Raw genomic sequence first — 11,002 nt, 5'->3', positions numbered from 1 at the left:
AAAAACTTTGCGACTCTGCGTCTTTGCGAGATTACTTTAATTTTAATACAGAAAAAAACTTTGTGCCTTAGCGCCTTCGTAGCAAAACTCAAATAAAATAGAACCAGTTTAAACTACGTTTCGCGCTTATAAATGACAATATATTTCGCAATCTTTGCACCCGAAAAAACAAAATTTATGAGCAAGACTAAATTAATCATCAATAAAAACGGTTCTATCAAAATCGAAGGAGATTTTGAAATCATGGATCCAGAAGGAACACTTTACGGTTTACAAGGAAGATCTGCATTGGGTCTTTGCCGTTGCGGACATTCTGCAAACAAACCATTTTGCGATGGAGCACACAGAAACAACTTCGAACACGATTCTAAGGCTTTTGATTTGCCGCCAATGAAAACGAACTAAGAAGTTCTATAGTTTTAAATATCTAAAAACCGCATTCTGCCAGATGCGGTTTTTTTATATATAAAGTTCGCCCTTCATTGTAATGATCGAAGAACCGCCAACTAGGATATCTTCTTCGCGATTCATTACTTCAATCATAGAAGCCTGTTTTAATTTTACTCCTTGAAGAATTTTATACTCTTTGTCTGATTTGGTGAATTTCTTTTGGGTTAAAAAACCAATTAAAGGCCCAGCAGCCGTTCCTGTTGCAGGATCTTCATTTATTCCGATTATTGGGTTAAAGAATCTTGTTTCAACTATATGTTCCTGACCTTCATCTGCTGGAGTGAAACAATAAAAACCTTCAGAATTGTATTCTTTAGAAATTTCGATTAAGAGTTTATTGTCTGGAATACAGCTGTTCAGTAATTGGCTGTTTTTTATAGGAACCATAGTGTGTGCGACTTCTGTTTTAACAATTGTCGGCACAAAAGAATTGACATCCAAATCTTCAATCTTTAGACCCAAAGCCACGGCAATTCTATACGTTGGAATTTCTTCTTTGATCACTGCCGATTTTTGGTGCATTTTAACTACTGGATCAAAAGTGACAGAATCAAAACTTACCGTTACTGGAATTGCCGCATGGTTCATGATAACAAAAGGTTCGCTTTCGTTCTGTTCGTCAAAAATGGGCATTCCTTTTAGTAAAGCACCGCAAACTGCACCCAATAAATTATGGCCAGCACCATCGATTTCGATTCCGATTGGAGTAAAGGAACGAACCATAAGCGCTTTTTCTCTTGGAGAATAATAGACAAAAGAGGTTTCAGAATAGCCAAATTCTTTAGAAATATCCTGATACGTTTCTAGTTTTAAATTTCCGTCTGTAAAAACAACAGAAAGCGGATTTCCTTTGTAACTTTCGTTTGAGAATACGTCTAAAACGTAATATTCTAATGCTTTTCTTTTTTCCATATTTTTCTATTTTACTGCTAAAACGATTCTGAACGGAATAAAATTACGGTTTATTCTTGTATTTTAAAGAATGGTTTTGTCTTTCATGATTATTTTAATAGTACTTTTTTAATGAAAATTTGCTTTCAGAACTAAAAATAGCATTGGAAAAAGTTAAAAATCAAGGAGCAAACATTTTATTTTGAATTATTCTGTTAATTTTAAGCATTCAAAAATATGTTGTCGTTTATGAACTTTAAAAGGCTTTCGGTAGGATTCTTTTTTCTCGTTTTAATAAATGAAGGAATGGCTCAAAATAAGATTAATCTCTTTTCTGAGATTAGTTATAACTCGATTCCAGCTGTTGACCTAAACGAATACAAATCGGTTCAGGATCGCGACAGCCAGCTCCAAAATCCTAATATCGCTTTGGGGGTTGCTATTTCTGGCGGCGGATCGAGGGCACAGTTTTTTAGCATGGGTGTTCTTTTGGGGTTAGAAGAAATCCAAGAAGACAACTCGAATCGTAATTTTTTGAATGAAATCGATTATTTTTCGGCTGTTTCTGGAGGCTGTTATTCGGCAGGATATTATTTGACCATTCTGAAAAATAAATTGCAATACGACAATTGCAGCTTCAACGAATTTTATTTTTCTAAAGCTGATGCTTTCAAATCAGATGTCAATAAATCGGCCAGTATTTTTTCTCTTTTAAATAATAGCAGAAACGAAAAAGGAGAAAAAGTTTCGATGGCGCAACGTCTAGATTTGGAAGTTTTGCAATATGACAGCACTAATCCAGAAAATCAGAATAAGTTTAAGACTCAAATGCTTTTGTCTGATTTTTTTATTCCGAAAGACAGCAAACTTAATCCGCAATTGCCAATGTTGGTAGCAAACGGAACGGCTTACAACAACGGAGAGCGTTTTCCTTTCATGCCACACATTATTCGCGGTTTAAAAATCAATTCTTCTCTAGCACCAAATAAAGCGTCACTTTCGCTTGACGAAAATCATATCAATAACGGCTACAATTTTCCGCTTACCTATGCTATTACGGCAAGTTCGGCTTTTCCTGGAGTTCTTCCTAAAACCAAATTCGGAATCCAAAATCAAGATAAAATTTTATGTGTGATTGATGGCGGCGCGTCTGATAATATGGGTTACGAAACTTTGATAGAACTGCTTCATAACGATACAAGAGTGAAAGACAAAAACAAAAAAGCACTTTTTATTGATTGTTTGGGGCAAGGAAAGAAAGCGCCTTTTATAAATGATGGCAAAATAGGATTGCTTTCTTTGTTGGAAACGGCTTCTTTATACACTGTTCAAACCCGATACATAACTTTTGAAAAAGATGTAGAAAATGTGCTGGACAAAAACAAAATTCCAATTTCAAACTATCAGATTATAGGTTTTACAACTTTACGTGATTATTTATTAAAGTTGAAAAAAGATCAAACATACGAAGATTTAGTCGCACAATTGAAAGACACTGATAACGATGCGGCAAACTGGCTGAAATTGTATACTAATTTTAAAGCAGAATTGGTGGCAAAATTTGGCGCAGACAGTTTTAAAAAAGACAAATATGGCGAACCGCTGCTTTCTAGCTTAGACAAAGAAAAGTTTAAAGATTTTGATGCAAGCGAACTTTTAATGCTTTATGAATACGCTTCGCATGTTGAAACCAAATTGAAAATAACTCCAGAAGAAAAAGAAATGTTGTTGCTTTCTGGACGTTTTGCCACTTATTTGAAAACCAATGAGCTGAAAAGTTTATTGGTGGAGAATAAAGGGATTTAAGATGTCAATGTAGCTTTGTCAAAGTTTCAAACTTTGACAAAGCTTAAAGCGTTTTTAGCGGATAAATTGCCTCCTGCTTTAGCTGGAGGTCAGAATAAGACAATAAAAAAGGCTTTAGCCAAACTTGTGTGTTTCTAAAGCCTTTTCTTTTAAATTCTTAGAAACCGCCAGCTAAAGCTGGAGGCAATTCAAAACTGATTTATTGCTCAAAAATAACCTTTTTGTCTGTTTTATCGGTTTTGATAATATCGTATGGTCTTGATAGTTTTAAAGTGCTATTGCCATTTTTTAGTTTCTCGACTTTTACGATTATGGTATTTCGATTTTCGGTAATTTCAACAATATCTATCGAATGCCCTTCTGTATTTTGAGTTTTGTCGATTACGGCAATGACTTGGTACCTGCTAAAATCAATATTGATTTCTTTAAAATCTTTAGACAAATCGGTAGAAACATTCATTTCTGCAATTAATTTATCCCAAGCTTTTTGGTCTTTAATAATGATATGTCTTGGCGCAAGACTTTGGTCATTAGGAAAAGAATCTCCTTTAGCTATTAACGAATATTGCACATCTGAGTTTGGTAAATCTTCATTCTCGCAACTTGTTAAAGCTAGCAATATGCTAAATATTAGGATAATCCTTTTCATGGTTTTGGTTTTGGTTGCAAAGACTTTTGTATAAAATCTTCTCTATATAAACAGATGCATTTATGTACAAATAGTTGCGTAAAAGGTGTTTAGTTTTATTAGCATCTTTTATTAGATAAAGATAACGCTAATTTTGATGAAAGATTGTAATTGGCAACGATAAATGTGATAAAAAACGATTTATGTTATTTCGTTGCCATTTTTGTCGATTAGAATTTGTTAATTATTGACATAATTTATTCGTCAAGTTCTTTCCAGCAAATATCTATTTCGCGTTGTACTTCTTTTTCTAATTTAGGTAATTCATTAGAAATCCAATCTTGACTTTCTTTGCTTAAATAGTATTGATTTTCGTTTAGTTTATATTTCATCGCTCCAGTAACCACGTCTATCATTTCTCTGACATCCGAAGTGCCGTTTACAAAGTTAGGTGCTATTAAATATTTTAAAATCTCTTTTTCGTACTGAGGTTTGTAATGCAAAATATGAGTGACCAGCGGAAAATAGAAGTAAAAATAACTATTTGTGTTAGACGCGAATTGTATTTTGTGTAATTCTGTTATCAATGATTCTGATTCTAAATCTGTAGTTTGAAAGTTTAACTTTTTTAAAAGATCAAAACAAATTTTGGAATGAGGAAGTATTTTTCCAATCTCTTCAAGATAATTAAAAGTCTTTATAAAGTTAGTGTGGTCACTGTTTCCAAAAGAACTGAAAAGGCGTTGTGTCTTCTTTTTCATTATAAATTTATTATTCGTTTAAACTACGCATTTTTTGAGTTCTGTTTGTGTGGAAATTTGAATCGAGAAAGAATTTGAGATCGGGCTAAAATACAATTTTTCTATTTTGCAATGACAGAATTAAAGCCCGATAAGTAAGGAAACGTGCAAAAAAAATGTGATTTGTATGATTATTTGCCTCAACTTTGCAGCACAATCCTTTAATAAAGACTCAAATGGAATTCGGTAAAATCATAATTTCAGAAACTGCGGCGAAAAGTGAAAATCCGCAAGACATTGTAAATTCGAATATTTCGGTAATCAATTTAATGCGTGAAGAAAAAATAGACGATGATTTGATTCATGAAGATGCTCTGATGAGTTACTATTTAGATTTTTATGCTTCAAAATATGCTGAGGGGAACTTTTCCAAATTCGTTTACGATTCGGGATGGAATAAAGAACTGAACGAATTAATCGAAGAAGGTTTGGGCTTGATTGGCGCAGAAAAACATTTGGAATTGTTTAAAGAGCAATCGCGTAAACTGCGTTTGCAAAGCAATATCAAGTTGGGGAAATTTCTAAAAGAGAAATACGATACTCCAAACGCTTTTAAAGATTTGCTAAACAACAATGCTTATTTTGAATTGGATGAAAATCTCGTAGAATTGAATGCTGCATTCTTAAAATTGCATCCCGATACAGAAGTTCTTTCGGTAGAAGAAATGTTTAAAACACTGGAAGAGTTTGTAGGACACGAAATTAAAAGAGATTAAGTTATTATTTTTTTGTTTTGGTTTGTAAGAAAATTATATATTTGAAATGCCCTAAAATTTCTAACAAATCTAAACCTATGAAAAAAACAATTCTTTTAAGCAGTGTTTTAATGCTTTTGTTTTCCTGTGGGAAAAACGAAAAGCTTCAAGACGACGTTCAGAATCAGGAACTGCTTTCACAAACTGAAACCGATCTTGGTGTCAGCAAAAAACAACTAAAAAAGCTTATTTTTAAAAACACCGATGAATTTGAAGATTCTAAAGAAATGAATCTGCAGCTGCTCTCAAAAGTAGCCTCAAATCTCAAAATTAAATATTCGGATATCAGAATTGCTGAATCAAGTTCGATCAATTACGATGATCAAACTGCATTTTTTGTTCTCACAACTGTTTCTCACGATAAAAAAGCATTTAGAACCAGTGATGATGACGAAGAACTTGGAAATTATTTTCAGCGTAAGTATTTGTTTGTAAATCGTGAAAACGGAACTGTAATTGCCGAAGAATTTGATGAAAATCTTGGTTATTACGATAATGAAGCCATTCAGTTTTCAAAATCGCACATTTTGAAAGATTTGGTATATCTAAATGAAAAAACGCCTGCGATTGCTTTTTACACAGAAGCCAGTGCCAGCAGCCGAATTGTATTGTATTCTGAACAAAAATTCACACTGATTACTTTGGTGGACAACGAGATTCAAAAGGTTTTGTATGAATACCCAATTCGAATGACCAATGGCGATTCTAACGGAAGCGGAACTTTTCAAATAGAAACCTTAGAGACTGGAATGAGTTTTTCAGATCAGAAAACAAACGGTTATTTTGATTTGATAATCACCAAAAACTTTTCGTATGAAGAAGCAGTTGAAGACGATTCAGAAAACGGAATTTCAGAAAAAAGCGATCTGAAAACCAAAAGAGAAATTGAAAAACTTAAGTTTAACGGTAAAGATTATGCTTTTCATAGAGACGATAGACATCGTTTTTTGGAATAAAACCATATAAAATTCAAATAATAGCAAGAGCACTTTTATGGTGCTTTTGCTGTTTATAGGAGATTTCGGTTTTACTGCAAAACTTTGACCTATTGTTAACAAACATTTCCTTAAATTTGCTTCCGTTATAAAAAATACAATAGTTATAAAAAACAAGCTATGTTACAAATTGCATTTATTAGAGAAAATCAAGAGAAAGTAATCAAGGCTTTAGCAAAACGTAATATCGATGCTAAAAGCGTTGTTGAAGAGGTGGTTCAATTAGACGAGAATCGTCGTGCTGCACAGGTAGAATTAGACAATACTTTATCAGAATCTAATAAATTGTCCAAAGATATTGGTGAATTGATGAAAGCTGGCGAGAAAGCTAAAGCAGCAATCTTAAAAGAAAAAACAGTTTCACTAAAAGAAAAAAGTAAAGAACTGAGCGAAAAAGCAGAAGCTTTGGCTGTTGAGTTAACCAATAAATTATACACTTTACCAAACCTTCCGGCAGATATTGTTCCTGAAGGAAAATCGGCAGACGATAACTTGAATGTTTTTCAAGAAGGAGATATTCCGGTTTTACACGAAGACGCACAGCCACACTGGGAATTGGTAAAGAAATACGATATCATCGATTTTGAATTGGGTGTAAAAATCACTGGAGCAGGATTTCCGGTTTATAAAGGAAAAGGAGCAAAGCTTCAACGTGCTTTAATCAACTACTTTTTAGACAAAAATACCGCTGCAGGATATAACGAAGTTCAGGTTCCACATTTGGTAAACGAAGCTTCAGGATACGGAACGGGGCAATTGCCAGACAAAGAAGGGCAAATGTACCACGCAGGTTTAGACGATTTATATTTAATTCCGACTGCTGAGGTTCCTGTTACGAATTTATTCCGTGACGTTATCTTGAACGAAAGCGAATTGCCAGTTTTACAAACAGCATACACGCCATGTTTCCGTCGTGAGGCAGGTTCTTACGGAGCACACGTTCGCGGATTAAACCGTTTGCACCAATTTGATAAAGTTGAAATCGTTCGTATCGAGCATCCAGACAATTCTTATGCAGCGCTTGACGGAATGGTAGAGCACGTAAAAAATATTCTTCAAGAATTAAAATTGCCATATAGAATTTTACGTCTTTGCGGAGGCGACATGGGATTCACATCTGCTTTGACTTATGATTTTGAAGTGTTTTCTACAGCACAAGATCGTTGGTTAGAAATTAGTTCTGTTTCTAACTTTGAAACTTTCCAGGCGAACCGTTTGAAATTACGTTTCAAAGACAAAGAAGGAAAAAATCAATTGGCGCACACGCTTAACGGAAGTTCATTAGCGCTTCCGCGTGTTTTGGCCGGAATTATTGAAAATTACCAAACTCCAGAAGGAATCGTAATTCCAGAAGTTTTACGTCCTTACTGCGGATTTGATATTATAAACTAATTTTTTTAAGGTTAAAACCGACAGGTTTTTAAAACCTGTTGGGTTTCTTAAAAAGTAAAAAACAACAAATGAAAAACGGTATCTTAAACTGGAACGTTGATCCCGTTATATTCTGGATTACAGATAGTTTTCCTTTAAAATATTACGGAGCACTTTTTGCCTGCGGACTTCTTCTCGGGTTTTATATCGTAAGAAACATTTATAAAAAAGAAAATCTTTCTTTAGACAATCTTGATTCTTTATTGATTTATGTTATCGTTGGAACCGTTTTAGGCGCTCGACTTGGACATTGTTTCTTTTACGAACCAGACTATTTCTTCAAACATCCGATAGAAATTCTTTTACCAATCCAGAAAATAAAAGGAGCTTACCAATTTGTGGGTTATCAAGGTTTGGCAAGTCACGGAGGTTCGATAGGAGTGATTACGGCAATGATTTTGTACTGTCGAAAATACAAAGTTCAGTTTTTAGGACTTTTGGATAAAATGGCCGTTGCGGTTCCTGTAACAGGTGCTTTTATCAGAATGGGAAATTTTATGAACTCTGAAATCTATGGAAAGCCAACCAATGGGAATTGGGGAGTAGTTTTTCAGCGAGACGATTTGATTCCGAGACATCCCACGCAATTGTATGAAGCTTTTGCTTATTTATTGATTTTTGGAATTCTGTTTTACATGTACAAATCAGAAAAAATCAGAAATGCGCAGGGATTAATCTTTGGAACTTTCTTAACTTTATTATTCGCAGCTCGTTTTATAATCGAATTTTTCAAAGAAAATCAAGAAGCTTTCGAGAATAATATGCTGATTAATATGGGACAGATTTTAAGTATTCCGTTTATTTTAATTGGCTTGGGTCTGATTTTTTGGAAAACAAAAAAAGTCACAGTTGATAGTGACAGTTTGCAGTTTTAAAGACTGAGAATTGCGAGTGTGACTGAAAACTGAAAACGGCTGAAAACTAAAAAATATGAAAAACATATTAATCTGTATCGTTTTGTTATGTTCTGGTTTTGCGTTTAGCCAAAACGAGCAGTTGGCTCAATACTACTATGATAAAGGCGATTTCGATAAAGCTAAAATCAGTTATGAAGAGCTTTTAAGAGCAGCACCTTCCAATACCCAGTATTTTTTAAGAACAGTCGATTGCTATCAGCAGCTGCAGCAATATGCCAATGCCGAAAAAGCAATTCAAGATCGCTACAATCGTTACAAACAAGGTGTTTTTCTAGTTGAATTGGGATACAATTTTCAATTGCAGAAAAACGATTCGAAAGCCAAAAACTACTACGAGCAAGCAATTGAAAAAATAAAAACAAATCCGAATGATGTTTACGGAATTGCAAGTTCGTTTGAGAAAAAAGTATTGCTAGAATATGCCTTAAAAGCCTATCAAACGGCAATGCAAGTACAGCCAAACTTTAATTTCAATTTCCAAATCGGAATGTTGTACGGTCAGTTAGGAAAAACCGACTTGATGATCGATTTATTGTTGACAGAATCCTATGCAAATCCACAAAACACAAATTTGATTCAGACGCAATTGTCTCGATTCATGAATGGCGAAACCGATAATACGGCTTTTAAAGATGCGATGCGAAAAGCATTAATCTTAAAAACGCAGAAAGATCAAGATGTTTTTTGGAATCATTATCTAAGCTGGTTTTATGTGCAGCAGAAAGAATTCGGAAAAGCGTTTATTCAAGAAAAAGCCATTTACAAGCGCGAACCAGAATCATTGATGAGTATTGTCAATTTGAGCCAGTTTGCAATGAATGAAGATGACGACGAAACTGCAGTTGAAATTTTGAACTTCATTCTTCAAAATACTAAAGATCGAGATTTACTGATTCAGAGTAATGCGTATTTAATGCAGATTAAGATTGATAAAGCACAGGAAAAAGATTATCCGGCTCTCAACGACGAATTGCAGCAATTACTGGCCACTTACGAAATCAATCCTTTTACCTTATCTTTGCAAATCATTCAAGCTCATTTTTTGGCTTTTAATTTAAAGAAACCAGAGGAAGGAAAGGCAGTAATCAAAAAAGCCTTAGAATTGAATTTAAATGAATATCAAAAAGCCGATGCAAAAATGGAATTGGCCGATATTTTGCTTTTGGAAGAAAAGTACAATCAGGCGTTGATTTACTATTCGCAGATTCAATTGGATTTAAAGAATGATGTCATGGCGCACGAAGCAAGCTTGAAAGCCGCTAAAACAAGTTATTACAAAGGCGATTTTGAATGGGCCAATAAACAGTTTAAAGAATTAAAAGCAGCAAATACGCAATTAATTGCCAACGACGCTTTGGAATATTTCTTATTAATTAATGATAATACCGCTGCAGATTCGACTCAAGTGGCTTTGAAGCAGTTTGCAAAAGGAGATTTTTTAATTTATCAGAATAAAAAACAAGAAGCGATAGCACAGTTTCAGAATATTTTAAAAACCTATAAAGGACAAGAAATTGAAGCAGTGACTTTACTTCGTTTAGGAAAAGTTTACGAAAGCCAGAAAGATTTTGCTTCGGCTTTAAGCCAGTATCAGCAAATTATTGACAATCACAGCGACGGAATTTATGTAGATGAAGCACTGTTTTTCTCCGCTGAAATTTACAACGACGAACTAAAAGATCCAGAAAAGGCAAAGCCTTTATATGAAAAGGTAATTTTTAACCATCAAGACAGTATCTACTTCGTCGATGCCAGAAAAAAATACCGAGAATTGAGAGGGGATAAGAATTTATAAAATTCTAATTTTTAAATTCCAAATTCCAAAATACAAGAATTAGTAATATGAGAGTTGGTTTTTAAGTTTCAGAAAAAAAAAACTCAGAATCTTAGCATCTCAGAATCTTAGAAAAAAATGATTATTTACAACGTTACCACCAATATACACGAAAGCGTTCACGACCAATGGTTAAAATGGATGCAGGAAAAACACATACCAGAAATTCTGGCAACTCAGAAATTCTCTTCGGCTCGAATCGTAAAAGTTTTAATTGAAGAAGAAATGGGCGGCATTACCTATTCAGTTCAATATGTAACGGATAGCAAAGAAACTTTGGAAAAGTTTTATATCGAAGACGAGCCAGAATTTCATAGAGAAGCTTTGAGTCTGTTTGCAGATAAAATGCTTTCTTTCAGAACAGAATTGGAGGTTGTTTCGGAGCACTAGACAGATAAAGTGATCAGTGTTTAGTAATAAGTGTTCAGTTAGGATGAATAAAACTTTGCGTCTTTGTCCGATAGCTATCGGGATTGTGGCAAAAAAGAGAAATTA

At 34.1% G+C, this 11,002-nt stretch carries 11 protein-coding genes; 8 read left to right on the top strand and 3 right to left on the bottom strand.

Annotated elements, in window-relative coordinates:
- Positions 1-177 precede the first annotated feature (177 nt).
- Positions 178-405: a CDGSH iron-sulfur domain-containing protein gene (locus J7574_RS01620; RefSeq protein WP_290963233.1), complete on the top strand. Its 228-nt coding sequence runs from the start codon at positions 178-180 to the stop codon at positions 403-405.
- A 54-nt stretch (positions 406-459) separates the two neighbouring features.
- Here the strand turns inward: J7574_RS01620 and J7574_RS01615 are convergent, their stop codons facing one another.
- The gene (locus tag J7574_RS01615) at positions 460-1,362 is read right to left on the bottom strand and encodes a PhzF family phenazine biosynthesis protein (RefSeq protein WP_290963231.1); all 903 of its coding nucleotides are present in this window, start codon (positions 1,360-1,362) and stop codon (positions 460-462) included.
- Between the two features lie 228 nt (positions 1,363-1,590).
- Between J7574_RS01615 and J7574_RS01610 the strand changes: the two genes are divergently transcribed.
- On the top strand, positions 1,591-3,147 hold the full coding sequence (locus J7574_RS01610; RefSeq protein ID WP_290963229.1) for a patatin-like phospholipase family protein: 1,557 nt from the start codon (positions 1,591-1,593) through the stop codon (positions 3,145-3,147).
- A gap of 199 nt (positions 3,148-3,346) precedes the next feature.
- Here J7574_RS01610 and J7574_RS01605 read toward each other — a convergent pair whose 3' ends face one another.
- Positions 3,347-3,796 carry a protease complex subunit PrcB family protein gene (locus tag J7574_RS01605; protein WP_290963227.1) on the bottom strand — a complete coding sequence of 150 codons (450 nt, stop codon included), beginning with the start codon at positions 3,794-3,796 and terminating at the stop codon, positions 3,347-3,349.
- Positions 3,797-4,032: 236 nt separating this feature from the next.
- On the bottom strand, positions 4,033-4,536 hold the full coding sequence (locus tag J7574_RS01600; protein WP_290963225.1) for a hypothetical protein: 504 nt from the start codon (positions 4,534-4,536) through the stop codon (positions 4,033-4,035).
- A gap of 215 nt (positions 4,537-4,751) precedes the next feature.
- Between J7574_RS01600 and J7574_RS01595 the strand changes: the two genes are divergently transcribed.
- The 6 genes from J7574_RS01595 (at position 4,752) to J7574_RS01570 (ending at position 10,897) form a co-directional block, all read left to right on the top strand.
- Positions 4,752-5,291 carry a hypothetical protein gene (locus J7574_RS01595; protein ID WP_290963223.1) on the top strand — a complete coding sequence of 180 codons (540 nt, stop codon included), beginning with the start codon at positions 4,752-4,754 and terminating at the stop codon, positions 5,289-5,291.
- Between the two features lie 77 nt (positions 5,292-5,368).
- Complete coding sequence (locus J7574_RS01590) at positions 5,369-6,286, top strand: hypothetical protein (protein ID WP_290963221.1); 918 nt, start codon at positions 5,369-5,371, stop codon at positions 6,284-6,286.
- A 159-nt stretch (positions 6,287-6,445) separates the two neighbouring features.
- Positions 6,446-7,717 carry a serine--tRNA ligase gene (serS, locus tag J7574_RS01585; RefSeq protein ID WP_290963219.1) on the top strand — a complete coding sequence of 424 codons (1,272 nt, stop codon included), beginning with the start codon at positions 6,446-6,448 and terminating at the stop codon, positions 7,715-7,717.
- Between the two features lie 68 nt (positions 7,718-7,785).
- The gene (gene lgt / locus J7574_RS01580) at positions 7,786-8,631 is read left to right on the top strand and encodes a prolipoprotein diacylglyceryl transferase (protein ID WP_290963217.1); all 846 of its coding nucleotides are present in this window, start codon (positions 7,786-7,788) and stop codon (positions 8,629-8,631) included.
- 55 nt (positions 8,632-8,686) lie between these two features.
- The gene (locus tag J7574_RS01575; RefSeq protein ID WP_290963215.1) at positions 8,687-10,468 is read left to right on the top strand and encodes a tetratricopeptide repeat protein; all 1,782 of its coding nucleotides are present in this window, start codon (positions 8,687-8,689) and stop codon (positions 10,466-10,468) included.
- A gap of 117 nt (positions 10,469-10,585) precedes the next feature.
- Positions 10,586-10,897, top strand: coding sequence for a DUF4286 family protein (locus J7574_RS01570; protein WP_290963213.1), 312 nt, complete (start codon positions 10,586-10,588; stop codon positions 10,895-10,897).
- Positions 10,898-11,002: the final 105 nt, after the last annotated feature.

Origin of the sequence: Flavobacterium sp. (genome assembly GCF_017744675.1) — a bacterium.
Lineage (GTDB): Bacteria > Bacteroidota > Bacteroidia > Flavobacteriales > Flavobacteriaceae > Flavobacterium.
The sequence above is the reverse complement of the archived record's forward strand: the minus strand, read 5'-3'. Positions and strand labels throughout refer to the sequence as shown.

Coding starts and splice junctions, on each gene's coding strand:
- J7574_RS01620 (WP_290963233.1), top strand. CDS start 178: ATGAGCAAGACTAAATTAATCATCAATAAAAACGGTTCTATCAAAATC.
- J7574_RS01615 (WP_290963231.1), bottom strand. CDS start 1,362: ATGGAAAAAAGAAAAGCATTAGAATATTACGTTTTAGACGTATTCTCA.
- J7574_RS01610 (WP_290963229.1), top strand. CDS start 1,591: ATGAACTTTAAAAGGCTTTCGGTAGGATTCTTTTTTCTCGTTTTAATA.
- J7574_RS01605 (WP_290963227.1), bottom strand. CDS start 3,796: ATGAAAAGGATTATCCTAATATTTAGCATATTGCTAGCTTTAACAAGT.
- J7574_RS01600 (WP_290963225.1), bottom strand. CDS start 4,536: ATGAAAAAGAAGACACAACGCCTTTTCAGTTCTTTTGGAAACAGTGAC.
- J7574_RS01595 (WP_290963223.1), top strand. CDS start 4,752: ATGGAATTCGGTAAAATCATAATTTCAGAAACTGCGGCGAAAAGTGAA.
- J7574_RS01590 (WP_290963221.1), top strand. CDS start 5,369: ATGAAAAAAACAATTCTTTTAAGCAGTGTTTTAATGCTTTTGTTTTCC.
- serS (WP_290963219.1), top strand. CDS start 6,446: ATGTTACAAATTGCATTTATTAGAGAAAATCAAGAGAAAGTAATCAAG.
- lgt (WP_290963217.1), top strand. CDS start 7,786: ATGAAAAACGGTATCTTAAACTGGAACGTTGATCCCGTTATATTCTGG.
- J7574_RS01575 (WP_290963215.1), top strand. CDS start 8,687: ATGAAAAACATATTAATCTGTATCGTTTTGTTATGTTCTGGTTTTGCG.
- J7574_RS01570 (WP_290963213.1), top strand. CDS start 10,586: ATGATTATTTACAACGTTACCACCAATATACACGAAAGCGTTCACGAC.